The sequence below is a fragment of the Actinoplanes sp. OR16 genome (assembly GCF_004001265.1).
In the GTDB taxonomy this organism is placed as follows: Bacteria; Actinomycetota; Actinomycetes; order Mycobacteriales; family Micromonosporaceae; genus Actinoplanes.
The window spans coordinates 2,213,787-2,237,886 of sequence record NZ_AP019371.1 but is presented as its reverse complement, the minus strand read 5'-3'; the positions used below and the strand labels follow the sequence as shown (position 1 = coordinate 2,237,886).

25 protein-coding genes are annotated in these 24,100 nt (G+C 71.1%); 10 read left to right on the top strand and 15 right to left on the bottom strand.

Annotated features, from left to right (window positions below):
• Nucleotides 1-25: 25 nt before the first annotated feature.
• Together EP757_RS10420 and EP757_RS10415 are read left to right on the top strand one after the other, a co-directional pair.
• Complete coding sequence (locus EP757_RS10420; protein WP_127554184.1) at nt 26-1,222, top strand: molybdopterin molybdotransferase MoeA; 1,197 nt, start codon at nt 26-28, stop codon at nt 1,220-1,222.
• 3 nt (nt 1,223-1,225) lie between these two features.
• Nucleotides 1,226-1,648, top strand: a complete 423-nt coding sequence (locus EP757_RS10415; protein ID WP_127544278.1) for a molybdenum cofactor biosynthesis protein MoaE — start codon at nt 1,226-1,228, stop codon at nt 1,646-1,648.
• A 139-nt stretch (nt 1,649-1,787) separates the two neighbouring features.
• Here EP757_RS10415 and EP757_RS10410 read toward each other — a convergent pair whose 3' ends face one another.
• The 5 genes from EP757_RS10410 to EP757_RS10390 all read right to left on the bottom strand — a co-directional run bounded on the left by EP757_RS10410 (nt 1,788) and on the right by EP757_RS10390 (nt 8,907).
• On the bottom strand, nt 1,788-3,065 hold the full coding sequence (locus EP757_RS10410) for a glycosyltransferase family 87 protein (RefSeq protein WP_127544276.1): 1,278 nt from the start codon (nt 3,063-3,065) through the stop codon (nt 1,788-1,790).
• A 206-nt stretch (nt 3,066-3,271) separates the two neighbouring features.
• Nucleotides 3,272-3,805 (bottom strand): DoxX family membrane protein, encoded by a 534-nt coding sequence (locus EP757_RS10405; RefSeq protein ID WP_127544274.1) that lies wholly within the window; start codon nt 3,803-3,805, stop codon nt 3,272-3,274.
• 28 nt (nt 3,806-3,833) lie between these two features.
• Complete coding sequence (locus EP757_RS10400; protein WP_127544272.1) at nt 3,834-5,039, bottom strand: AAA family ATPase; 1,206 nt, start codon at nt 5,037-5,039, stop codon at nt 3,834-3,836.
• A gap of 91 nt (nt 5,040-5,130) precedes the next feature.
• Complete coding sequence (locus EP757_RS10395) at nt 5,131-5,727, bottom strand: hypothetical protein (protein WP_232050451.1); 597 nt, start codon at nt 5,725-5,727, stop codon at nt 5,131-5,133.
• Between the two features lie 63 nt (nt 5,728-5,790).
• On the bottom strand, nt 5,791-8,907 hold the full coding sequence (locus EP757_RS10390; RefSeq protein ID WP_127554182.1) for a UvrD-helicase domain-containing protein: 3,117 nt from the start codon (nt 8,905-8,907) through the stop codon (nt 5,791-5,793).
• Between the two features lie 163 nt (nt 8,908-9,070).
• Here EP757_RS10390 and EP757_RS10385 point away from each other — a divergent pair, with 163 nt between their 5' ends.
• Nucleotides 9,071-9,748, top strand: coding sequence for a VOC family protein (locus EP757_RS10385; protein ID WP_127554181.1), 678 nt, complete (start codon nt 9,071-9,073; stop codon nt 9,746-9,748).
• Between the two features lie 33 nt (nt 9,749-9,781).
• Here the strand turns inward: EP757_RS10385 and EP757_RS10380 are convergent, their stop codons facing one another.
• From EP757_RS10380 to EP757_RS10370, 3 genes are all read right to left on the bottom strand, one after another.
• Nucleotides 9,782-10,024, bottom strand: a complete 243-nt coding sequence (locus EP757_RS10380; protein ID WP_127544268.1) for a MoaD/ThiS family protein — start codon at nt 10,022-10,024, stop codon at nt 9,782-9,784.
• A 2-nt stretch (nt 10,025-10,026) separates the two neighbouring features.
• Nucleotides 10,027-11,043 carry a GTP 3',8-cyclase MoaA gene (moaA, locus tag EP757_RS10375; protein WP_127544266.1) on the bottom strand — a complete coding sequence of 339 codons (1,017 nt, stop codon included), beginning with the start codon at nt 11,041-11,043 and terminating at the stop codon, nt 10,027-10,029.
• Nucleotides 11,044-11,138: 95 nt separating this feature from the next.
• The gene (locus EP757_RS10370) at nt 11,139-12,017 is read right to left on the bottom strand and encodes a fructosamine kinase family protein (RefSeq protein ID WP_127544264.1); all 879 of its coding nucleotides are present in this window, start codon (nt 12,015-12,017) and stop codon (nt 11,139-11,141) included.
• 56 nt (nt 12,018-12,073) lie between these two features.
• On the opposite strand from EP757_RS10370, the gene EP757_RS10365 reads away from it, so the two are divergent.
• Both EP757_RS10365 and EP757_RS10360 read left to right on the top strand, forming a co-directional pair.
• A complete protein-coding gene (locus EP757_RS10365; RefSeq protein WP_127544262.1) occupies nt 12,074-12,577 on the top strand; it encodes a GNAT family N-acetyltransferase in 504 nt (167 codons plus the stop codon).
• Between the two features lie 81 nt (nt 12,578-12,658).
• Nucleotides 12,659-13,657 carry a DUF4192 domain-containing protein gene (locus tag EP757_RS10360; protein WP_127544260.1) on the top strand — a complete coding sequence of 333 codons (999 nt, stop codon included), beginning with the start codon at nt 12,659-12,661 and terminating at the stop codon, nt 13,655-13,657.
• Nucleotides 13,658-13,755: 98 nt separating this feature from the next.
• Here the strand turns inward: EP757_RS10360 and EP757_RS10355 are convergent, their stop codons facing one another.
• On the bottom strand, nt 13,756-15,387 hold the full coding sequence (locus EP757_RS10355; RefSeq protein WP_127544258.1) for an alkaline phosphatase: 1,632 nt from the start codon (nt 15,385-15,387) through the stop codon (nt 13,756-13,758).
• A 71-nt stretch (nt 15,388-15,458) separates the two neighbouring features.
• Nucleotides 15,459-16,286, bottom strand: a complete 828-nt coding sequence (fdhD, locus tag EP757_RS10350; protein ID WP_127544256.1) for a formate dehydrogenase accessory sulfurtransferase FdhD — start codon at nt 16,284-16,286, stop codon at nt 15,459-15,461.
• A gap of 86 nt (nt 16,287-16,372) precedes the next feature.
• Between fdhD and EP757_RS10345 the strand changes: the two genes are divergently transcribed.
• The 3 genes from EP757_RS10345 to EP757_RS10335 all read left to right on the top strand — a co-directional run bounded on the left by EP757_RS10345 (nt 16,373) and on the right by EP757_RS10335 (nt 18,343).
• On the top strand, nt 16,373-16,972 hold the full coding sequence (locus EP757_RS10345; RefSeq protein ID WP_232050450.1) for a molybdenum cofactor guanylyltransferase: 600 nt from the start codon (nt 16,373-16,375) through the stop codon (nt 16,970-16,972).
• Entirely contained in the window at nt 16,969-17,214 is a 246-nt protein-coding gene (locus EP757_RS10340; RefSeq protein WP_127544254.1) for a DUF6457 domain-containing protein, read from the top strand. The genes EP757_RS10345 and EP757_RS10340 overlap by 4 nt, the downstream gene beginning before the upstream one ends.
• 64 nt (nt 17,215-17,278) lie before the next feature.
• On the top strand, nt 17,279-18,343 hold the full coding sequence (locus tag EP757_RS10335) for a hypothetical protein (RefSeq protein WP_127544252.1): 1,065 nt from the start codon (nt 17,279-17,281) through the stop codon (nt 18,341-18,343).
• Between the two features lie 7 nt (nt 18,344-18,350).
• Here the strand turns inward: EP757_RS10335 and EP757_RS10330 are convergent, their stop codons facing one another.
• Nucleotides 18,351-18,806 carry an Lrp/AsnC family transcriptional regulator gene (locus tag EP757_RS10330; protein WP_127554179.1) on the bottom strand — a complete coding sequence of 152 codons (456 nt, stop codon included), beginning with the start codon at nt 18,804-18,806 and terminating at the stop codon, nt 18,351-18,353.
• Nucleotides 18,807-18,874: 68 nt separating this feature from the next.
• Here EP757_RS10330 and ddaH point away from each other — a divergent pair, with 68 nt between their 5' ends.
• Both ddaH and EP757_RS10320 read left to right on the top strand, forming a co-directional pair.
• A complete protein-coding gene (gene ddaH / locus EP757_RS10325) occupies nt 18,875-19,699 on the top strand; it encodes a dimethylargininase (protein ID WP_127544250.1) in 825 nt (274 codons plus the stop codon).
• A 35-nt stretch (nt 19,700-19,734) separates the two neighbouring features.
• Nucleotides 19,735-20,310 (top strand): bacterial proteasome activator family protein, encoded by a 576-nt coding sequence (locus tag EP757_RS10320; protein ID WP_127544248.1) that lies wholly within the window; start codon nt 19,735-19,737, stop codon nt 20,308-20,310.
• On the opposite strand, the gene EP757_RS10315 is transcribed toward EP757_RS10320, so the two are convergent.
• The 4 genes from EP757_RS10315 to EP757_RS10300 all read right to left on the bottom strand — a co-directional run bounded on the left by EP757_RS10315 (nt 20,311) and on the right by EP757_RS10300 (nt 24,052).
• Entirely contained in the window at nt 20,311-21,102 is a 792-nt protein-coding gene (locus EP757_RS10315) for a Cof-type HAD-IIB family hydrolase (protein WP_127544246.1), read from the bottom strand.
• Nucleotides 21,102-21,917: an HAD family hydrolase gene (locus EP757_RS10310; RefSeq protein ID WP_127544244.1), complete on the bottom strand. Its 816-nt coding sequence runs from the start codon at nt 21,915-21,917 to the stop codon at nt 21,102-21,104. Before EP757_RS10310 ends, EP757_RS10315 begins: the two co-directional genes overlap by 1 nt.
• A 103-nt stretch (nt 21,918-22,020) precedes the next feature.
• Nucleotides 22,021-23,280, bottom strand: coding sequence for a serine--tRNA ligase (gene serS / locus EP757_RS10305; protein WP_127544242.1), 1,260 nt, complete (start codon nt 23,278-23,280; stop codon nt 22,021-22,023).
• A 55-nt stretch (nt 23,281-23,335) separates the two neighbouring features.
• Nucleotides 23,336-24,052, bottom strand: coding sequence for a hypothetical protein (locus EP757_RS10300; protein WP_127544240.1), 717 nt, complete (start codon nt 24,050-24,052; stop codon nt 23,336-23,338).
• Nucleotides 24,053-24,100: the final 48 nt, after the last annotated feature.

Below are 24,100 nucleotides of genomic sequence, written 5' to 3'. Positions count from 1 at the left end.
TCGGCGTTAGGCTCTGCGGGTGACAGTGGATTGGGAACAGGCGCGGTCGCTGGCCTATCAGGCGGGTGTCGCCGCCGCGGGCCGCGCCGAGCGGGTGCCACTCGCCGACGCCGACGGCCGGACCCTCGCCGAGCCCCTGCGTGCGCTGACCGACCTGCCCGCGTTCCCGACGTCGAGCATCGACGGCTGGGCCGTGCGCGGTCCCGGGCCGTGGCTGCCCGAGGGCCGGGTGCTGGCCGGCGGCACACCTCCGCCGCTCAGTCGCGACGGCGCCTGTGTCGAGATCGCCACCGGCGCGATGGTGCCGGAGGGCGCGACCGCCCTGGTCCGCATCGAGGACTCGACGACCGGCCCGGACGGCCGGGTCTCCGGCGAGCCGCGCAACGGCCCGGTGCCCGACTGGCGTCTGCCGGGTGAGGAGGCGCACCGCGGTGAGGAGCTGCTCCCGGCCGGGACGCCGATCGACCCGGCCGTCATCGGAGTCGCCGCCACCTGCGGTTACTCGGATGTCCCGGTCTACCCGGTTCCTCGCGCCGCGATGCTGGTCTTCGGCGACGAGCTGCTGACCGAGGGCCCGCCCGGTGCCGGCCGGGTCCGCGACTCGCTGGGCCCGCAGGTCCCCGGCTGGCTGCGCCGCAACGGCGCGACCGTCACCAGCGTCACCGGCCCGGTGAAGGACACCCTCGACGCCCACCTCGACGCGATCCGATCCGGTCTCGACGAGGCCGACGTCGTCTGCACGACCGGCGGCACCATGCACGGCCCGGTCGACCACCTGCACCCCGCGCTTGCCGAGCTCGGCGCCGACTACATCGTGAACACCGTCGCGGTCCGCCCCGGCTTCCCGATGCTGCTGGCCCGGGTTCCGGGTCCTCGCCCGCGCTTCATCGCCGGGCTGCCCGGCAACCCGCAGTCCGCGGTGATCGCCCTGATCTCGCTGGTCGCACCGCTGCTGGCCGGCCTGCGTGGTCGCCCGCTCGCGCCACTGCCACTGGTCGAGCTGTCGGCGGCGGTGCGGGGCCGCGGCGGTGACACGCACCTCGCCCTCGCCGCGCTGGACGCTTCCGGCCGCACCGCGACGCCGGTCGGTCACGTGGGTTCCGCGATGCTCCGGGGCCTGGCGAACGCGCACGGTTTCGTAGTGGTCCGTCCCGGTTCGCAGGCCGCGGCCGGCGACCTGGTTCCCTTCCTGCCCCTTCCGCTGACGCCCGGGGAGCGCTGACCCATGACTTTCGTCGCCCGCGTCGAGGTGATCGACGCGCCGCTCGACCTCGCCGCTCACGAAGCCGCCGTGGCCGACCCGCGTGCCGGTGCCGTGGTGTCCTTCCAGGGCGTGGTGCGCGACCACGACGGCGGCCGGGGCGTGACCCTTCTCGAATACGAGGGTCACCCCACCGCCGAGAAGATCCTCCGCGAGGTGGCCGACGAGATCGCCGCCGACCCGGACGTCTACGCCGTCGCCGTCTCGCACCGCATCGGCACCCTGCAGATCGGCGACGTGGCGCTGGTCGCCTCGGTCAGCACCGCCCACCGCGCGGCGGCGTTCGCGGCGTGCGCCCGCCTGGTCGACGAGGCCAAGGCGCGGCTGCCGATCTGGAAGCGCCAGGTTTTCCGGGACGGCACCGAAGAATGGGTCAATTGCCCTTAGTCGTACGGGGATGACGGCCGTCCCCCACCGCATCGAAAGCGTCGCCCAGCGCACCACACCGGCGGCCACCTTCGCCCGGCTCACGCCACCGCCGGCCCCGGCGTGCCCTCACGCCCCACGAGTGCCCAGCCGAGGTGGGTCAGCCGCCTCGGGGGACGGGGATCGCTGCTTGGCGGCGTCGAGGTGTGCGGCGCAGTGGTGGGCGGCCGGTGGGCTCCGGGCTCCACGGCAAGGCGTTGACCAGGACGATCAGGAGGATGGCGTAGCCGTTCCCGACTACCGCTCCCAGGGGGTCCAGCAGTAGCAGGGCGCATCCTGCCAGGGCCGCCGCCGCGAAACCCGCACCGGGGAATCGGGCTCGCGGATGGGCCGGAGTGGTTCGGCGGCGGAGGGCCTTGTCGGTCAGGATCAGCACGGCCGGCAGCAGCCAGATCGCCTCACCCGGGCCGGTCACCGGGCCGGCCGCCGCCCCGGCCAGGCAGATCAGGGTGAAGGCGGCCGTCTCGTCGCGGTCGGCGTGAGCGGACCGGGCCCGGATCAGGCCCACGGCGAGCAGCAGCACACCGAAGGAGAGCCAGACCAGTACGGGCGGGGCGTTGAGGCCGTAGAGACGGGCCAGCACACCGGCCAGTGACTGGTTGCCGGGGTCGTTCATCGGGACGGTCCGATCCAGTTCCCAGACCACCGTCCCGTACCAGCTCAGGGCCTCGGAAGGGGCCGCGACCAGGGTGCCCAGCGTGACGACGGCAGCGGTGGCCAGTGCGGTCAGGGCGGCCCGGCGCTGCTTGCTGAGCAGCAGGTAGAGGATCAGCAGCAGGGGGCCGGCCGCGAGAGCGCCGGCCAGTCCGACGCCGACGCCGGCCCAGCCGCCGGTTCGCCAGATGTGGTGCAGCCACTCCTTCGGTGAGCGTTCCGCTTTTGTCGCGGGCCACCAGCGGTACGCCCGCGCCCGGCGCAGCGCCACCAGGTCGGCGACCACCAAGCCGAAGAGGATCACGTCGGTGCGGCCGAGTCCGATCGCGGCCCGCACCGGGCCGGCGGCTAGGGCGAGCGCGGTGAGGGTCAGGGCCAGCGTCATCCGGTTGCGTCCGTAGCGGCGGGCGAGCGGTCCGGTCAGCACCACGGACGACAGCAGCAGTGCGGCCAGGCTCGCCAGCGTCAGCAGCCAGCCGGCCACCGGCAGCGGGAGGGTGGCCAGCGGCGCGATCAGCAGGGCCAGGGCCGGGGTGAAGGCGGCGCCGGTTTCACGGTACGTGTAGAGGCCGTCGCCGACGATCCACGATCGGATTGCTGCTAGCTGTACTTCCAGGGTGCTCAGGCCGTACAGATGCTGGAGAAGGGTGATGAGCAGGAGCGTGACCGCACCGCCCAGCGCAAGCAGCGCAGCACGGCGCCCACCCTTGTTGACTGCCGGCATGGCGCGACCCCCGTCTCGTCCTCCGGGCACGGCACGGCTGTCGCCCGGCCCTCGACCGATTCCGAACAGGACGGATCGGAGGAGAGCGGGCGGCAGGTTTGTAGCCGGGCGGAAGCGAGCTTAGAAGGCGCAGACCGACCGTGCGGCCCCTCGTCCGCTTTAACGCAAAGGCCGCTTATAGGTTGTTATCCGGACATGCCCGCCACTCACCCGGGGAGTTTGCGGGCTGTCGTCGCGGAGATGGCGGCGATCTTGGCTTCTCGCCTGGCGGTCCGGACGGCACGCTTCATCTTGCGCTGGCTGCGGTCGACGGCGTGCGAGGTCCGGTAGCGCAGGTTCGGCTTGCCCTCGGTGTCGGCGGCGGCCAGCAGCAGACCGCCGAGCAGGCCCAGGTTCTTCAGGAAGTGGACCTGCTGGGCGGCACGCTCCTCCTTCGGCACGGCCCAGAACGGGTGGCCGGCGTAGGTGGTCGGCAGCAGGCCGGCGGCCAGCACTGCCGCGGCGGGACGGGTGAAGTGGCCGGTCGCGAGCGCGAGACCGGCGACGACGTCGGCCGCCGCCTTCGCCCGGACCACCGTCTCGGGATCGGCCGGGATACGCGGATCCAGCTTCTCCAGCCAGGGAGTGACCCGGCGGGCCGCCTGGATCCGGCCCTCACCGGGCTGGATCAGCACGCGGACACCACTGATCACGAAGATCGAAGCGAGCATGGCACGGGCGGCGCTGCGAACGGGCTTCATGAATTCGGTTATACCCGCAGCGACGGCCTCATACCGGCTGCGTCCTGAGGTAGCGGCCGAAGTGCGGGACGGTGAACGCCACGGTGCCCCGTTCCCCGGAGTAGATGAGCCCCTTCTTGATCAGGGCATCGCGGGCCGGGGAGAGGCTGGCCGGCTTGCGTCCGAGCGACGTCGCGATGTCCGAGGTCGGCACGGCGGCGTCCATGTCGTTGCCGGGATCGCTGGAGAGCGCGGCCATGGCCCGCATGTACTCCCGCTCGGCCGGGGTGGCCCGTTCGAACCGGGAACCGAAGAAGCCGACCGCCAGTTCGGCCTCCGCCTCCGGGGCCGCGACCTGCACGTCGTTCGCCGTGATCGGGGTCTGCGGGGCGTGGTCCCAGGTGGCCTTCCCATAGGCCTGCACGAAGTACGGATAGCCGCCGGACTTCTCGTAGAGCAGGTCGAGCGCCTCCTGGTCGTACTCGACGCCCTCCCGCTCGGCCGGCACGCCCAGCGCCAGGTCGGCGGCGTCCCGGTCGAGGCGGTCGATCCGCGCGTACCGGAAGAGGCGCTCGGAGTAGGACTTCGCCGCGGAGAGGACGGCCGGCAGGTGCGGCAAGCCGGCGCCCACCACGATCAGCGGGGCGCCGAGCTGGGACAGCTCGTGGCAGGCCGCACAGAGCGCCGAGACGTCGGTGGCGCTCAGGTCCTGCATCTCGTCGATGAACAGGGCGATCCCGGTGCCCACGTCGGTGGCGAGCGAGGCCGCGTCGGTGAAGAGCTCGACCAGGTCGATCTCGATGTCCCCGGAGTCGGCCCGGCCGCGTGCCGGCGGCACGTCGATGCCGGGCGTCCAGCGGTCCCGGATCTTCCCGTTCGGGTCGTTGGCCCGCAGCGCGAACGCTTTGAGCACGCCGAGCACCTCGTCCACCCGGTCCGGGTCGCGGTGGTGCGGGGCGAGCTCGCGGATCGCCATGTGCAGCGCGCCGGAGACCGGGCGGCGCAGCGACTGGTCCGGCCGGGCCTCGATCTTGCCGGTGCCCCAGAGCCGGCCGATCGCGGCCGAGCGCAGGGTGTTGAGCAGGACCGTCTTGCCGACACCGCGCAGGCCGGTCAGGACCAGGCTGCGTTCGGGGCGACCACGGGCCACCCGTTCCAGCACCACGTCGAAGACGTCCAGCTCACGGTCGCGGCCGGCGAGCTCGGGCGGGCGCTGACCGGCGCCCGGAGCGTACGGGTTCCGCACGGGATCCATGGCGTAGCACAGTATCGGGCTGTCTAGTGATGACGCTAGAGTCCGCTCGATTTCACTCTCGATAGGCCTCTAGGGCTTTCTAGCTATTTCGCTAGACCTTCCCATACTCACGGAGACAGAGAACGACGTCGACGTCGTCGTACTCGGTGTCGTAGTAGTACCACTTGGTGTACCCGTCGACCTTGGCGCACTTGGACATCGCGTCCTTGTCGCCGGTGGTCCGGCCGTCGATGCGTTTCAGCACCTCATAGGTGTTCGCGGCACACGCCACAACGCGCAGTTTCGGCTCCAGGTTGCTGCCGTCGTTGCGGACGCACTGGCCCTTCGCCGCGAACCGGGCGTCCTCACTGGCCTGCGGGCGAGGGCCGTTGCCACCGGGCGTCGTCGGCTCCACCGAGGTCGTCGCCTGCGGGGTGTCGTCACGGCCGAGCAGGAACCAGGCGGCGGTCGCGATGCCGCCGCCGACCAGGACACTCAGCACGGCGACCAGCGCGCCCATGGCGAAGCCCCGCCGGGCCGGTTGCTGCTGCCGGTCCCACTGGGGTGGGACGTATGCCGCCGGCGTCTTCTGCTGCGGCAGCGGCGGCGCGGGCGGCGTGGCCCAGGGCTGCTGTTCCTGGTCGCTCCACGGGTCGGACGGTTCCGAGTAGGGATCCTCGGAGCTGCGGCCCGGCCACGGCTGAGACATCGGGGTTCCTCCAGAGGCGGAAATCGCTGCCTGCCACCGTAGCGTGCGGTAGAGAACCAGGCCCTAAAGCAAACGCAGCTGGCGGTCCTTCGGTTTCGCCGGTGTCGACTCGCCCAGCCGCTCGAACAGCCCGGAATCGATGACGTCCAGGAACGGCGTCGGCGCCTGCTCCCGCTCACTCCCGTGCCGGGACCGCTTCGCCGAGTAGCTCACATAGAGCCGATCCTGGGCCCGCGTGAGACCCACGAAGAACAGCCGCCGCTCCTCGGCGACGTCCTCCTCGGTGGGCGCCGCGCCCGGCCACTTCAGCGGCAGCAGGCCGTCCTCGCAGCCGACCAGGAAGACGACCGGGAACTCCAGGCCCTTCGCGGCGTGCAGGGTCAGCAGGTTGACCGCCTCGGCGCGCGGGTCCAGCGCGTCCACCTCGGCGCCCGTCTCCAGCTGCTGCAGGAACAGCGGCAGGTCGTCGCCGGCCCGCAGCGCGAGCGGCGCCAGCAGGTCGGCGGCCGCCCAGACGTCCTCGGGGGCCAGCTGCTCGCCGTCCAGCGTCGGTGCGGCGTACCGCTGGGCCAGGGTCTGCGCGGCGGCCTTGACCCGGGCGGGAAGCGCCCCGGCCGGTCCGCCGGCGTGCCGCAGCTCGCGGGCGATCACCTGGACGCCGGGCCGATCGCGCAGCCTGTTGTGCGAGCGCTTCTGAACCGGTACGCCGGCCCGGGAGAGCGCGTCGAGGATCGGCCCGGACTGGGCGTCGGTGCGGTAGAGCACGGCGATGTCCGAGAACGACAGGGTGCCGGCGACGGCGGCCCGGGAGTCGACCCGGCCCGAGTCGAGCGACCGGTGGGAGAGGCCGCCGACCAGCTCGTCGATCGTCCGGACCACGAAATCGGCCTCGTCGGACACGCTGCGAGCCGGGTAGCGGCCCACCAGCGGCGCTTCCGGGTCGAGCCGGGCCGGGTCCAGCCGGCGGCCGCTGACCAGCGAGGAGGGCGCGATGGCCTGCACCGCGGCGGCCAGGATCGGCGCCGACGACCGGTAGTTGCGGGTCAGCCGGACCAGCCGCGCGTCGACGAAGTCGGAGTTGAACCGGAGGAAGTACTTCACGTCGGCGCCGCGGAACGAGTAGATCGCCTGGTCCGGGTCGCCGATCGCGCACAGGTTGCCGTCCGCCGGGCTGAGCAGGCGGAGCAGTTCGTACTGCAGCTCGTCGACGTCCTGGTATTCGTCAACGAAGATCCACTGCCAGCGCCTGCGGTACTTCTCGACCAGCGCCTGATCCTCGCGGAGCAGCGTCACCGGCAGGCTGATCAGGTCGTCCAGGTCGACGAGGTCCTGCTGGCGGAGCAGTTTGCGGTACGCCGCGTCGTCCACCCCGGCCTGCTCGCGCGCCTGGGCCTGCTCCTGCTCGTCGGCGATCCGCCAGTTCGCGCCGAGGCCGGCCACCTTGGCGTTCTCCTTCAGCACGGTCAGGCCGAGCGAGTGGAACGTGCCGACCGTGATGTCCTCGGCCACGTCACCGAGCAGCGCATCCAGGCGTTCCTTCAGCTCGGCGGCGGCCCGCCGGGTGAACGTGATCGCCAGGCAGCGCTCGGGGAAGACACCCAGTTCGGCGCAGAGGTACGCGATCCGGTGGGTCAGCGTGCGGGTCTTGCCGGTGCCCGGTCCCGCCACGATCAGCAGAGGTCCGCCGGGTGCGGACGCGGCGACCCGCTGCATCGCGTCGAGGCGGTCCAGCAGACCGGTGCCGACCTCTTCCATGCCGGCCAGCATCGGCTCGAACGGCTCGTGCGGGCTCGGCGGCGGGGCGATCGGCGGCGGGGCGGGCTTCTCCTTGACGGGCTTCGTCGCTTTGGGCTTGGTGGCCGCCGGCTTCGGCTTCTCCACCGGGAGCATGTCGAACAGCGTCTCGGACTGGGGGGCGCTGGCGCGATTCCGCAGCTCACCGGGCTCGAACAGAGTGATCACGCCATATTCGCCGTCATAACCCGGGATCCGTCGTACGTCGCCCCGCCGCAGCCGGGTGATCGCTTCCCGCAATTCGTCGCCGCCGGCCTTGCCGATCTCGTCGACCGGAACCTTGCGGAGGATGTCCAGCTCCGGGCCGAGCGCCGCGACCAGGTGGTTCAGCTGACCCTCGACCGTCTTCGACTTCGGGCCCACACCGTGGATCTCGCCGATGATCTCGTGCAGCTGGATCAGGTGCTCGACGTGGTCGTCCTTCCGGAAGCCGAGCGGGCGGTCGGCCAGATCCTCGACCCGGCTCAGCACGCCGACGGTCAGCGGGCGGCCGCACTCCGGGCAGCGGCCGTTCGACTCCCGCGTCCGGGCGGGCTCCCAGTTCACGCCGCACGCACGGTGGCCGTCCGCGTGATATTTGCCCTCCTCCGGGAAGAACTCCAGCGTGCCGGCCAGCCCGACGCCGTCCTTCACCGCGAAGTAGTCCGGCGTACCGGTGAAGAGGGTGGCCTCGCGGGCCAGCGCGGCCGGCGAGTGCGCGTCGGAGTTCGAGACCAGGCGGTACCGGTCGAGGCTGGAGACCCGCCAGTTCATCTCCGGGTCGGAGGAGAGGCCGGTCTCCACGGCGGTGATGTGGTCGGCCAGGTCGGCGTAGCAGTCGGCGATCGCGTCGAAGCCGGACTTGGAGCCGAGGGCGGAGAACCACGGCGTCCAGATGTGCGCGGGGACCAGGTATCCACCGGACTCCAGCGTGATCTCGAGCAGGTCACGCGAGTCCAGGCCGAGGATCGGCCGGCCGTCGGCGGTCAGGTTGCCGATCCGGGCCAGCGCAGTGTTGATCTTCTCGGCGCTGGCGAAGTCGGGCGCGTACAGCAGGTGGTGGACCTTGCGGGTCTTGTCGCCGCGCTTGTAGATCGTGGAGATCTCGACGCTCAGCATGAACCGGGCCGGCGCGGTGCCGCTCAGCGAGCCGGGCAGCCGTTTCGTCACCGGCTTCTCGTCGGCCAGCCGGAACAGACCGGGCCCGGCGGGTTCGAGACTCTCCTTCAGATGCTCGAACCAGGCCGGGTGGGTGAAGTCGCCGGTGCCGAGCAGCGCGATGCCCTTGCGCCGGGCCCACCAGGCAAGGTTCGGCAGGGTCAGGTCACGGCTGCAGGCCCGCGAGTATCGCGAGTGAATGTGAAGGTCCGCGACATAAGTTTCCGCGGTGGCCTCCACGCCCCGCATCCTGTCACGGCCGTCGGTTCCGCCACGAATCGCCACGCTCAAACACACTTACCGATCTTGATTAGCCGTGCCGTACGAAGTTCGATGCTTGCCTCGACCATTGTCCCCGACGACGAGTGGCATACGGGTTGCGGCAGGCTGGCAGGCTGGCGCGGTGGAACGGATGTTGAGCCGCGGTGAGGCGCAGGACGCGGTCGGTGGGCACGGGTGGCGGTTCCTGCTGGGCACGCTGCGGACTTCGGTGCGGGTGGGATCGCTCACCGATGCGGTGGCCCTCGCCGCCCGGGCCGTCGAGACCTGCGGTGACGACGCCGACGGACACCTGCACACGGACCTCCGGCCGGAGCGTGTCGAGTTCGTGCTGCAGACCAGGGAGTTCGCGGCGCTGACCGCCCGGGACGTCGAGCTCGCGCAGCGGATCACGGCCATGGTGGGCGGGCTCGGGCTGCGTACCGAGGGAGCGATCGACACCGCGGTCCGCTCGGTGCAGGAGTTGGAGATCGCCATCGATGCGATCGACATCGCCGCGATCCGCCCGTTCTGGAAGGCGGTGCTGGGGTACGCCGACGACCTGCCCGGCGCCGGACCCACCGCGCCGATCGTGGACCCGGTGCGGCAGGGGCCGGCCGTCTGGTTCCAGCAGATGACCTCGCCACGCCGGCAGCGGAATCGCGTCCATTTCGACCTCTGCGTGCCGCATGACGAGGCGCCGGCCCGGATCGCGGCCGCTCTGGTCGCCGGTGGGCGGCTGCTGTCGGACCGTCGTTCGCCGGCGTTCTGGATTCTGGCCGACGTCGAGGGCAACGAGATCTGCGTGACGACCTGGCAGGGCCGCGACTGACCGTGTCGCCGGACCAGCGCCGGCAGGAACCGCTCAGCCGCCGGCGAAGGGCGGCAGCACGTCGATCGTCGACGAGGGCGGGACCGCCGCGGAACGGTCGTGGCAGGTCAGGCCGTCGACGAGGAAGCTGGCCGCCTTCATGACCAGGGCCAGTCGCTCCCCGTGCCGATCGGCGAGCAGCTGGGTCAGCTCGTCGAGCGTCGCGGCCTCCACGACCTCGGACGACAGGCCGCCGGCAGCGGCTCGGGCGCCGGCGAAATAGCGCACGGTCGGCACTGTCAGCCTCCGATCGCGGACATGGGACGGGCGGGCTGGAGGAACGCGGGGTTGTCGATGCCGTGGCCGGCCCGCTTGCCCCACATGGCGGCTCGCCACGCCTCGCCGATCCGGGCGTCGGTGGCGTCGCCGCGGAGCAGAGCGCGCAGGTCGCTCTCCTCGGTGGCGAAGAGGCAGTTGCGGACCTGGCCGTCGGCGGTCAGGCGAGTGCGGTCACAGTCCCCGCAGAACGGCCGCGTGACACTGGCGATGACCCCCACCCGGGCGGGCTGGCCGGCGGCGTCGACGTGACCCGGGACGAGCCAGGTCTCGGCCGGCGCCGTTCCACGTGAAACATCGTCGGGACGCAGGCCGAAGGGTTCCAGAGCGGCGAGGATCTCGGAAGCGGTGACCATCTCGTGCCGGTCCCACTGGTGTTGCGCGTCGAGGGGCATCTGCTCGATGAAGCGGAGCTGATAGCCGTGGTCGAGGGCGAACCGCAGCAGCGCAGGCGCCTCGTCGTCGTTGACCCCGCGCATCAGCACGGTATTGATCTTCACGGGAGTCAGGCCCGCGTCGACGGCGGCGCGCAGGCCGGACAGCACGTCGGCATGCCGGTCGCGGCGGGTCAGCGTGTGGAAGCGGGCCGGGTCGAGGGTGTCGAGGGAGACGTTCACCCGATCGAGCCCGGCGTCCTTGAGCGGGCCGGCGATGCGGTCGAGGCCGATGCCGTTCGTGGTGACCGAGAGCTTCGGCTTCGGGTCGAGTTTCGCGGCGGCCGCGATGATGCCGACCAGGCCGCGGCGGATCAGGGGCTCGCCGCCGGTGAACCGGACCTCGGTCACGCCGAGCTGCTCGACCGCGATCCGCACGAGACGGTTCACCTCGTCGTCGGTGAGCTGGTCGGGCTGCGGCATCCAGGCCAGACCCTCCGCGGGCATGCAGTAGGTGCACCGCAGATTGCACCGATCGGTGAGGGAGACACGCAGGTCGGTCGCGACGCGGCCGAACCGATCGGCGAGCACGGTCACGGCAGCCACCGGGCGAGGTCGAACGCGGAGATGCTCACGGATTGAATCTAGCCGCTCCGGCCGTGAATCGCCGTTACGCATATCGCTGTATGGAAGCCTGAAGATCAGGTACGCAGGACCGCGTCGGCCGCCGCCCGCACCGCACTCCGATAACCGCCGCCGAAAGCAGCCGTGTGCACCAGCAGGAGATGCAGCTGATGCAGTGGCACGCGAGCCTCCCAGCCGTCGGCGAGCGGCCACTCCTCCCGGTACGCGCCGAGGATCACGTCCAGGAACGGCGCCCCGCCGAAGAGCGCCAGCGTGGCCAGGTCGGTTTCCCGTGAGCCGCCGTGAGCTGCCGGATCGACGAGGTGGCAACGGCCGTCGGCGCCCCACAACAGGTTGCCGGGCCACAGATCGCCGTGGACGCGGGAAGGGCGCTCGCTTCCCCCGTACGAATCAATCGTCTTGATGATCTCCTCGACGGCCGTGACGTCATCCACGGAAAGGGCGCCGCGATCAACGGAGAGTCGCAGGTAGGGAAGCAGGCGCCGAGTCGCGAACCATGAACCCCAGGGACCCTGGGAGACCGAATTGTCCAACGGCAGAGGCCCGATCCAGCCGGGCCGGGAAGCGCCGAATTCGGGAGCGCCACTGCGATGCAGGACGGCCAGCGCACGACCGAATTCAGCGGCGGCCGAGCGCGTCGGCGAGCCGGGCGTGATCCATTCCAGGGCCAGAAGATCAGGAAGAGCGACGATCACTTCGGGTACGGGGACCGCCCGTGCGGATCGCAGCCAAGCCAGACCCGCGGCCTCCGAGGTGAACATGCCGTCCGGCGCCGGGCTGTCCGGCCAGGACTTCGCGAACAACGACGTGCCGTCGTCGAGCGTGAGACGCCGGGCAACGCACACTCCGCCGCTCACCGGAGTCTCCCGGATGCGCTGATGTGTCAGAAATGTCGGGAGGTGCTGCGGGTGCGCGCGCAGGTACGCCAGGTCCACCCGCTTATCTTGCGCTTCTGGTGACGAACATCCCAATGCGAAGGCATGATGGCGACATGACCCCTGTCGCTGTGCGTTCGTACCGCCCGAGCGATCACTCGGCGGGCCGGAACCTGTGGGCGGAGCTCACCCGGCAGCACAACGAGATGTATGGGGAAGAGACCGCTGACGACGGCGCCGGCTTCGAGGAATACCTGACGCGTCTCGATCTCTCCGGGCTCTGGGTCGCCGACCACGCCGACGACGGGGTCATCGGGATGGTCGGGCTGATCATGCGAGGGCGTGCCGGCGAGGTCGACCCGGTCGTCGTCACCGTCACGCACCGGCACAAGGGCGTGGGCCGCATCCTGCTCCAGCACGTCGCCGCCGAGGCGAAGAACCGCAGCATGACGTCGCTGACCATCTCCCCCGAGTCGCGCAACGTCGACGCGATCCGCAGCCTGCACGCGGCGGGCTACGACGTGGTCTCCTCGATCGAGCTGACCATGGACCTGAGCCGGCACAGCAACGCCTACCAGCAAGAGGGTCTGCAGCTGCACGAGCTGCCGTTCCGCAGCTAGCGGTTTTCCACAGCAGGGCGTTTTCCACAGGCTCGGGATTCGGCACGCGGGGCCGATCCGGGCGCGGCCACGCTGCCCGGCATGACTTCCCCCGTTACCGTCCGATCCCCGTCCGACCTCATCGCGATCCTGCCGTTCATGCTCGGCTATCACCCGGCCGACAGCGTCGCGGTGGTCGGCCTCACCGGTCCGGACGTGGACTTCACGGCCTGCTACGACATCCCACCGCCGGACGATCCCGATGCCGTCGGTGAGGTCGCCGCGGCGGTGGCGCGGCAGGGCGCGGCATCGCTCGTGATCGTCGGTTTCGGGCCTCCGTCCCGGGTCACCCCGGCGGTGCTCGCGCTGGTCGCCGCTCTGAGCCCGTTGGACGTGCGGGTGGCCGACGCCCTGCGGGTGACCGGCGGCCGATGGTGGTCGTTCTTCTGCGAGAACCTCCGGTGCTGCCCGCCGGACGGCACACCGTGCCTGCCCGCCGACAGCGTGATCGCGGCCGAGGCGACGTTCCGCGGCCAGGTGGCGTTGCCGAGCAGACGTCACCTGACCGACCTGGTGGCACCGGTGGACGGTGCCGAGCGGGTCGCGATGGGCGAGGCGACCGAGCGGGCCCGGAAACGGTTCTCCGAGCTGATCGCCGACGAGCCGGACGCGAAACGGACCGAGCGCCGGATCCGCCGGGCCGGTCAGATCGCGGTCCGGCAGGCCGAGGCCCGCTACCGGGCCGGCCTGCGCTTGGACGCTGATGAGACGGCCTGGCTGGGTGCGCTGCTCGCCGACCGTGCCGTGGAGGACTACGCGCTGGACAGGGTGACGCCGGAGGACTGGCGGATCCACCTCTGGACCGACGTGCTGCGGCGGGTCGAGCGGGCCTACACCCCGGCGCCGGCCTGCCTGCTCGGGTTCGCCGCCTGGCGGGCCGGGAACGGGCCGCTCGCCCGGGTCGCGGTGGACCGGGCCCTGGCCGCCGAGCCTCGGCATCACCTGGCCGGGCTGCTGCACGAGGTGCTCGGGTTCGGGCTGTCACCGCGCCTGATCAGATCGGAGCCCGGGTGGGCCCGCCGGATCCGGCGGGCCCGTTGAGCGGTGCCTTTTCAAGGGGCCGTTGATCGGCCTTTTCAACGCGCGCTGATCGGCCTTTTCCACGGCGCGTCGATCGGCCTTTTCAACGGCCCGCTGAATCACGGACGGGCTGTCTCCTGCTCCACCGTCGCCGCTCCTAGATCGCCGCCCGAGCGCAGCGACGCGGACGGCGTCGGGTTGTCGGCTACCTGGTTCAGGCCCGGCACCCGGTCCTCGATCACGAACGTGGCCCGGGTGTGCGCCGGCGCGCCGGCCGTCGTGACGTAGGGCAGGGTCACGAAGTCGGCGGTCAGGGCGTCCCGGGTGATCGTGGTCCGGACGTAACCGCGCTGGTTGTTGTAGAAGCGCAGGTGCGGGTTCCAGGCCGCCCACGGGTGGTTGCCGGCCGGCACGTCGGCGCCGTCGCCACCGGAGGTGATCGAGGAACAGACCAGCTCGGTGCCGACGGTCTTCGAGGTCGGGTCGGCGTAGTCCAGCTTCAGCTCGTCGGCCCAGTGCGCGTGCACGTCGCCGGTGAGCACGACCGGGTTGCGGACTCCCGCGTCCACCCAGCCGCGGGTGATCCGGTCGCGGGACGCCTGGTACCCGTCCCAGGAGTCCATGCTGAGGACCTTCGCAGGGCCCGCGTTGTTGTCCCGCTGCCCGAAGAAGACCTGCTGGCCGAGCACGTCCCAGCGCGCTGTCGACCGGCGGAACCCGTCCAGCAGCCACCTCTCCTGCTCGGCGCCGGTGATCGTGCGGGCCGGGTCGTACGCGGCAGGGCAGTCGGCGTAGCCGTCGCCGCAACCCTGGTCGTCGCGGTACTGGCGGGTGTCGAGCATGTGGAAGGTGGCCAGGCGTCCCCAGTGCAGCCGGCGGTACAGCTGCATGTCGATGCCCTTCGGGACGGAGGTCCGGCGCAGCGGCATGTTCTCGTAGTACGCCTGGAACGCGGCGGCCCGGCGGGCCGGGAAGTTCGCGTCCGGCTGCTCGGGAACCTCGTCGGCCCAGTTGTTCTCGGTCTCGTGGTCGTCCCAGACCACCGCCCACGGCGCTGCGGCGTGCGCGGCCTGCAGGTCCGGGTCGGTCTTGTACTGGGCGTGCCGCTGCCGGTAGTTCGCCAGCGTGACGGTCTCCGGGCCCTGGTGGTCGCGGGGATTACCGCCCGGGATGTTGTAGGTGTCGGGCGCGTACTCGTACTGGTAGTCGCCCAGGTGCAGGATCAGGTCCGGCTCGTCCTCGGCCAGCCTGCGGTAGGCGGTGAAGTACCCGTGCTCGTACTGGGAGCACGAGACGAACGACATGGCGAGCGCGCCGACCTGCGCATGACGGGCCGGCGCGGTGCGGGTGCGGCCGGCCGGGGACGTGTAGCGCTCGGCGTGGAAGCGGTAGAAGAACTCCCGGCCCGGCGACAGCCCGTCGAGCTCGACGTGGACGCTGTGCCCGCGGTCCGGCCGGGCCACGGCGGCGCCCCGCCGGACGACTTTGCGGAACCGCTCGTCGGCAGCGAGTTCCCAGGTCACCTTGACGTTGCGGTACGGCATGCCGCCCAGGCCGTCCTCGGCGAGCGGAACGGGCGCGAGCCGGGTCCAGAGTACGAAGCCGTCCGGGTCCGGGTCGCCGGACGCGACGCCGAGCGTGAACGGGTCGGAGCGCAGCGGTCCCCGGTAGGGCGACGCGGCGCCGGTGAGGGGGATGACGGTGGCGGCGCCGGCGGTGGTCAACAGCAGCGTTCTGCGCGAAACAGACATGACCGCAGCCTGTTGCGCATAGATGAATCTGACTGCGTGGCGGACTTTACGGTCGCGGGAACCTCACATGGTCAGAACGTGACGCGCTGCGCCCCGGCGTAGATGTTCATCCGAGGCTCGCGGAGGAAGCCGATCAGCGTCATCCCGGCCTCGTCGGCCAGCTCGACGGCGAGGGTGCTGGGCGCCGAGACGGCCGCGAGCAGTGGCAGGCCGGCCATCCACGCCTTCTGCGTCAGCTCGAAGCTGGCCCGCCCGGAGACCATCAGCACGTGACCAGCGAGCGGCAGCCGGCCCTCACGCAGCGCCCAGCCGATCACCTTGTCGACGGCGTTGTGCCGTCCCACGTCCTCGCGCAGCACCAGCAGGTCGCCGGTGGCGGTGAAGAGGCCCGCGGCGTGCAGTCCGCCGGTCCGGTCGAACGTCCGCTGCGCTTTCCGCAGCTTCTCCGGCAGACCGGCGAGGACGGTCGCCGGGATCTCCAGCGGATCGCCTGCCACGTCGAAGAGGGACCTGGTCCGGACCGCGTCGATGCTGGCCTTGCCGCAGACACCGCACGAGCTGGTCGTGTAGAAGTTCCGGCTCGGGTCGGTGACCGGCGGCGGGACGTGCGGGTCGAGTACCACGTCGACGACGTTGTACGTGTTCGGCGTGTCGGTGCCGGCGCAGAGCTGCGCGGTCAGCACGTCGTCGGCCTTGCCGATCACGCCTTCGGTCAGCAGGAATCCCATGGCGAGGTCGATGTCGTGGCCCGGAGTGCGCATCGTCACAGCGAGCGGGTTCTTCCGCACCCTGATCTCGAGCGGCTCCTCCGCGGCGAGCTCGTCGGGCCGCCGGCGGGTGGCCGGAGTCGCACCCAGGTCGACGCTGACCACCGTACGACGCGTCACGTTCCTCCCCATGTGGGAAGCCTACGGCGACGTCCGCCACACGGCTTCGAACTGAGCGCGCGGTCACGTCCGGCACGCGGGCGGGATACGGTACTCACGTGGGGGGATTTGCGGCGGTGGTCCTGGCCGGTGGTGCGGCGCGGCGGATGGGTGGCGCGGACAAGCCGACTTTGCCGGTTGCCGGCCAGTCGATGCTGACCCGTGTGCTGGCCGCTGTGCACGACGCCGACCCCCGGGTCGTGGTCGGCCGGGTGCCGACCGACCTGCCGGTGTCGGTGCACGTCACCCGCGAGGAGCCGCCCGGTGGCGGACCCGTCGCGGCCGCGGCGGCCGGGCTGGCGCTGGTGCCCGACACCGTCGCGTTCACCGCGCTGCTCGCCGCCGACCTGCCGTTCCTCACCGGTGAGGCGATCGACGTGCTGCGGCTGACCATGGAGTCGGCTCCGATGGAGGGCGCCGTCTACCGCGACGCCGAGGGCCACTTGCAGGTGCTGTGCGGCGTGTGGCGGACGAAGGCGCTGCGTGCCGCCCTGGCCCGGCTCGCCGAGGAGCGCGGCGATCTGCACGGCGCATCGGTGCGGTCGTTGCTGGAGAAGGTCCGGGTCGCCGAGGTCTCCTGGCGCCGGCCGGGTCCGCCCCCGTGGTTCGACTGCGACACCGACGACGATCTGCGTACCGCTGAGGAGTGGGCCCGGTGACGGAGATGGACGACTGGCTCGCGGCCGCCGGCGCCGAGCTGGGTGTTCGGCCCGAGGAGGTGCCCACCGGCGAGCTGCTCGACGTGGCCCGGGACGTCGCGCACAACGTCCTGCGTCCCGGCGCGCCCGTCACGGCGTACCTCATGGGTCTTGCGGTGGGCCGTGGCGCCGACCCGGCCGAAGCCGCCGCGAAGATCAGCGCCCTGGCGTTGAACTGGGGTAACCGACAAGATCAATCCTGACCGGCGGACAGGGCGTCCAAGACCCGTCGGCGCTCGATAGGGTGACGGGAACGGAGGTGCGATCATGCCGGACGAAGGCATCCTGCTCGACGAGCCCAGCACGGCTGACCTACGAGCCAAGGTCACCGAGGCGTGGCGTGAGTTCGCCGGCGCGCTGGCAACGCTGCTGCCGACCCTTGCCCCGGGGGCACACGTCGACATCACGCTGGACCCGACGGCCTCCGGCACCGGGACCGCTGTCTACTCGGTGAGCATGCGCGTGCTGGACGACGGCGTCATCGAGGCACTCGCGGTCGGCAACGCCGAGCTCCCCGCGGAGTACCGGATGGATCGCGCCACCGTCGCCGACATGGTCGCGCTCGGCTGGTCGCCGCCCGGTGTGCTTGCCGACTCGGGCAGCTCCTTCGGCCTCCGCGGCGAGCAGGACAAGGCGCGGGAGACGGCCACGGCGGTCTCTCGCACGCTCCGCGACATCTACGGCGCCCCGCACCCGGCGTTCCTCGTCTACCTCGTCCACGACGAGGAGGACGAGCCGATCGACACGGTGCCGCTCGGCACCGCCCGGCACGAGCCCTCCGTGACCGGCTCGGTGGATCTCGACGACCTCCAGGACGACGACGCGCTCGAGGCCGCCCTGGCGACCGTCGACGCCGACGTGGTGCCGCTCGACGAGCGCGTCCGCACCGTCGTCGCCACCATGTCGAAGACCACCGTCGACCAGCTCCAGGTCGATGCGGACGGTGACATCGGCATCCGGGCCGGCTCGGCGATGGTCTTCGTCCGGGTCCGGGACAACCCGCCACTCGTCGACGTCTTCTCGCCGATCCTCACCGAGATCGAGCCGACCGAACAGCTCTACGTGAAGCTCTCCGAGCTGACCAACCGGATGCCGATCGGCCGGCTCTACGTCGCGCAGGACACCGTGTGGGCGTCGATCCCGGTCTTCGGCCGCAACTTCCAGGCGATCCACCTGATGCTCGCGGTCCAGGTGATGACGGGCCTTGCCGACGAGCTGGACGACCGGCTGCACGGTGAGTTCGGCGGCAAGCGCTTCTTCGGCGAGGGCGACAAGCCGGTCCCGCCGAAGGCGGGCGACACCAGCGAGCACCGCCCGGGGATGTACCTCTGAGCGGCCCCTAGGCCGGTCCGACCGTCGTCGGTGTCTCCACGAGCCGGGACAGCACCACCATGCTGCGCGTGGACGTCACGAACGGCTCCGCGCGCAGCTTCTCCAGCGCCTGCTCCAGATGGCCGATGTCGGCCGCCCGCAGGTGCACCAGCGCGTCCGCCTGCCCGGACACCGTGTATGCCGCGACCACCTCGGGGTGCCGCCGGGTCGCCACGGTGATCTGGGCCGGCGTCGTCCGCCCGGTGCAGAACAACTCGACGAACGCCTCGGTCGTCCAGCCGACCGCGGCCGGCTCGATGACGGTGGTGAATCCCTTGATGACCCCGCTGGCACGCAGCCGGTCGACCCGGCGTTTCACCGCCGGAGCGGAGAGGGAGACCTTCGCGCCGATCTCGGCGTACGACGAGCGGGCATCGGCCACCAGCAACGCAATGATTCGCTGGTCAACGGCGTCCATCTGCAACGATTCGCCTCCGAGGAGCAAGATTTCCACCTGTTTGCTGCACCGCAGCCTACCTACTCTTTAGATTCATGAGCCACAGTGAGCGATTGCCGCGAATCAGGACATACCTCATGTGTCCGCCGGAGCACTTCACGGTTGAGTACGCGATCAACCCGTGGATGGACACCGAGGTCGCGGTCGACGCCGATCTGGCCCTCAAGCAGTGGGACACCCTCCGCAACACCCTCGTCGACCTCGGCCACCTGGTGCACGTCCTCGACGCCCGGCCCGGCCTGCCCGACATGGTCTACTCGGCGAACGGCGCCTTCTCGGTCGACGGCACCGTCTACGGCGCCCGGTTCAAGTACCCGCAGCGCGCCGACGAGGCGGCGGCTCATCGGGCGTTCTATGAGAGCCCGTGGCGCTATCACGCCCCGATCCAGGTCAACGAGGGTGAGGGCGACTTCGCCTACCTGCCGGGCGCCTATGGGGGCATCGTGCTGGCGGGGTACGGGTTCCGTACCGATCCGGCCGCGCACGCCGAGGCCCAGGAGGTGCTCGGCCGTCCGGTGATCTCGCTCAAGCTGGTCGACCCGGCCTTCTACCACCTGGACACGGCGCTGGCGGCCCTCGACGACCGGCACGTCACGTACTACCCGGGTGCGTTCTCCCCGGCCTCCCAGCGGGTGCTCGCCCAGCTCTTCCCGGACGCGCTGCTCGCCGACCGGGAGGACGCCGAGGCGTTCGGGCTGAACCTGGTCAGCGACGGCCGGCACGTGATCCTCAACACCGAGGCGGCCGGGATGGGCCGCAAGGTGCGGGACGCCGGATATCTGCCGATCCACGTGAACCTCTCCGAGCTCAAGCGGGGCGGCGGAAGTGTCAAATGCGCGGTGGCCGAGCTGCGGGCGTGAGCACCGGCGAGAACCGGTGCGCAAAGATAGAACCCATGACCGACGACACCCGCACCACTGAGCACTCCGAAGACGGCTCCGTCATCGTCGTGGGCCCGGACGGCCGGCCGATCGGCACCTTCTCCGAGGACGGGTCGCTCACCCCGGAGGAGCCGGGCAACCTCATCGAGCAGCCGGCGAAGGTCATGCGCATCGGCAGCATGATCAAACAGCTTCTCGAAGAGGTCCGCGCCGCTCCTCTCGACGAGGCGAGCCGAGGCCGGCTGCGGGAGATCCACCAGCGGTCGATCAAGGAGCTGGAGGACGGCCTCGCTCCCGAGCTGCGTGAGGAGCTGGAGCGTCTCTCGCTGCCGTTCGAGGGCGAGACCCCGCCGAGCGAGGCCGAGCTGCGCATCGCCCAGGCCCAGCTGGTCGGCTGGCTCGAGGGACTCTTCCACGGGATCCAGGCCGCGCTGGTGGCCCAGCAGATGGCCGCCCGCCTGCAGCTGGAGCAGATGCGTGGCGGCGCAGCAGGCCGTCCCGCGCTGCCGATGGGCGCAGGTGGACTGATCCCGGGCCGTCAGGCGCCCGCAACCGGCGAGGTCCAGGGCCGGACCGGCCAGTACCTCTGATCAGAGGTCGAAGGCCTCGCGCAAGTAGCGCGCCACCCCGTCGTCGTCGTTCGTCGCGCACACCTCGTCGGCGATCGCTTTGAGGGCGGGGTGCGCGTTGCCCATCGCGACCGCACGGCCGGCCCAGGTGAGCATCGGGATGTCGTTCGGCATGTCGCCGAAAGCCACGACCTGGTCGGCGGTGATGCCTTCCCGCTCGCAGAGCCAGGCCAGACCCGCCGCCTTCGTCACGCCGGCCGCGGAGATCTCCACGAGGGCGGACGACGACGAGCGGGTGGCCACCGCCCGATCGCCGAGGGTGCGGCTGACCAGCTCCAGGAAGTCGTCGGGGTCGGCGGTGGCGGACCGGGCCAGCAGCTTCACCGCGGGCGCCGAGGTCAGCTCCTCCGGCGAGCTGATCACCCGGATCCGGTGGTCGCCCTCCCAGAGCCGCGGCCAGGCCTGCTCGTGCAGGAACGAGCGGCCGTCCTCGACCTCGACGGCCAGGACGATGTCGGGAACCACGTCGCGCAGGCGTTTCGTCACGTCCAGCAGGACCTCGGCCGGCATCGACTCGGCACGCAGGATCTGATCGGTGTCCGGGTCGTAGATCACCGCGCCGTTCGCGCAGATGGCCGGCAGCGGGTGCGGCAGCTGGTCCTGGAGCTGGTCGAGCCAGCGCATCGGGCGGCCGGTCACTAGGACGACCGGGACCGGGACCTGTGCCAGGACGTCGAGAGTGCGCCTGGTCAGGAGCCGCTCGCTGTTGATCAGAGTGCCGTCGATGTCAGTGGCAACCAGGCGAAAGCTCATCACCTCGACAATAGCTCGTCCAGGAACACCGCCACACCGTCCTGATCGTTGGCGAGTGTTACGGCGTCGGCCTGTTCGAGCAGCTCAGGGTGCGCGTTCGCGACGGCCACCCGCCCCCAGCCGGCCCAGGCGAACATCGGCAGGTCGTTGGGCATGTCACCGAAGACCAGCACGTCGGCCGGATCGACACCGACCGCCTCCGCGACCACGGCGAGACCGGTGCCCTTGTCGACGCCGGCCGGGCAGATCTCCACGTAGTCGAGCCCGGCCTGGGTCACCGTCGCCAGATCGGCCGGCACGACCCCGCGCGCGACCGCGAGCAACTCGTCGACGTGGTGGTCGAACGACCGGGCGAACGCCTTGATCACTTCACCGCTGAGGCACTCGGCCCTGGTCCGCGCCTCGACCGTGACCGGGTAACGCCAGGTCGGGTCGTAGTCGCCCCAGAGCGGGGACTCGTCGTGCTCCAGCGCCTCGAACATCACCGACAGCGGGCTGCCGATCGCCGACTCCAGTGCGGCGAGCGCCCGGCCGAGCTGCTCGCCGGGAAGCCGGGCCTGGCGGAGATAGCGCGCCTCGGCCTGGTCGAGCACCCAGCCGCCCTGTGCCAGGACCAGATAGTCGGCGACCCGGATGTCGTTGCGCACGAGGGAGGTGAGACGCGGCCCGCGGCCGGTCGCCGCCACGATCCGGATGCCGGCGGCGCGGACCCGGTCGAGGACCTCATGGGTGTAGGCGGAGACCGTGTCGTCGCTGCGGACGAGGGTGCCGTCGAGGTCCGTGGCGATGAGTTTGGGGAGCCCGGGCTTGAACATCGAAGCCTCCGAGGGTTGGGAAACCCCCGCGGAGGGCGGAAGGAGAACGCTACACCGGTCCGGCTACCAGCTGCCATGACAATTGGTAGCCGGACGGTTGCGATCACTTTGCGGGTTCGAGCACTTCCTTGCCCAGGAAGGGCTGCAGAGCCTTCGGCACGCGCACCGAGCCGTCCGGCTGCTGGTGGTTCTCCAGGATCGGGATGAGCCACCGGGTGGTGGCGAGCGTCCCGTTCAGCGTGGCGGCGGTCTGCGTCTTGCCGTCCTCGTCGCGGTACCGGATGTTGAGCCGGCGCGCCTGGAACGTGGTGCAGTTCGACGTCGAGGTGACCTCGCGGTACCGCCCCTGCGACGGCACCCAGGCCTCGCAGTCGTACTTGCGGGCGGCGCTCGAACCGAGGTCGCCGGCCGCCACGTCGATCACCCGGTACGGAATCTCGACCTTGGCCAGCATCTCCTCCTCCATGGCGAGCAGACGCTGGTGCTCGGCGAGCGCGTCCTCCGGCCGGCAGAACGAGAACATCTCGACCTTGTCGAACTGGTGCACCCGCAGGATGCCGCGCACGTCCTTGCCGTGCGAGCCGGCCTCCCGGCGGTAACACGTCGACCAGCCGGCGAACCGCTCCGGACCCGACGACAGGTCGATGATCTCGTTGGAGTGGTAGGCGGCCAGCGCGACTTCCGACGTACCGACGAGGTAGAGATCGTCGGCATCGAGGCGGTAGACCTCGCTGGCGTGCGCGCCGAGGAAGCCGGTGCCCTCCATCGACTCCGGCCGGACCAGAGTCGGCGTGATCGACGGGGTGAATCCGTGCTCGACCGCCTGCTGGATGGCGAGTTGGAGCATGCCGAGCTGCAGCAGCGCGCCGACACCGGTCAGGAAGTAGAACCGCGAGCCCGAGACCTTCGCGCCACGCTCGGTGTCGATCGCCCGCAGCGCCTCACCGATCTCCAGGTGGTCCTTGGGGTCGGCGATCTCCGGGATCGTGCCGACCTCGCGCAGCACCACGAAGTCGTCCTCGCCACCGGCCGGCGCGCCGTCCTCCACCACGTTCGGCACGGCGAGGTGGGCGCGACGCAGTGCCTGCTCGGCCTCGCCCGCCGCGGCTTCGGCAGCCTTCACGTCAAGGGCGAGATCCTTCGTACGGGCGAGCAGCGCCGCACGCTCGTCGCCCTTGGCCTTGGCGACCTCCTTGCCGATGGACCTCTGCTCGGCCCGCACGGATTCGAACCGCTGGGTCGCGGTCCGGCGCTCCTCGTCGGCGCGCAGCAGCGCGTCCACCAGCTCGGTGGACTCGCCGCGCACTCGCTGGCTGGCGCGGATCAGGTCGGGGTCGCTCCGGAGCAGACGCAGGTCAATCACGGTTGTCGAGCCTACCGGCAGGCAGGTCCGATCATCACCCGGATATCCCCTGGCGTCACGCTCGATGCGGTTGGTCGCGGTCACCCGGGAATTGGGCGAACGGCTCGGCCGGCGTGATGCTCAGCTCCAGCGGCGCGTCGGGAGTGCTCTCCGGCTCCTCGACCCGCCGCGGCTTGATCCGCCGCTCGCCGCTCGGCGCCCGCTCGGCCAGCCAGAGGGCGACCAGCGCGGCGGCCACACCGGCCAGCGCACACCAGACGCCGCGCCCATAGGCGATCTCGGGAGCCTCCTGACCGATCTGCGCGCCGAAGTAACGGGAGATCAGCAGCGAGCTGTCGCCGAGCATCTGGACCACGGCGAGCAGCAGGGCCAGCTGCACCCCGCCCACGCTCAGGCCGGCCAGCCGCGCGTATCGCCGCCCGGCCGCCGGGCCGAACAGGGTCAGCACGACGGTGGTCACCACCAGGAAGAGCCCCACCATGTAGGCCGCGCCGGCCCCACCCAGATCGATCAGGCTCGCCGGGAACATCTGCGACTCGGCGATCTGCCCTTCGCCGTCCTCGCCGATGATGGTGATGTCCGGAACCGTCGTCGTCTGCCACTCGGAGATCAGCGACGCGAACGCCGCGACCGCGCCGACGCCCGCGACCAGGACCGGAATCCGGTGGTCCGAGCCGAGGCCACGCAGGTGCGCCAGCCGGGCAGCCCGGCCCTCCCGCTCGGGCTTTTCCGGCGCACCGAACTCGATCACGGCCTCGGAGTCAACGGACATGTGCTCCATAATGGCCCCTTGCGTCGACTGCGGACCAGCGGCCGCCAA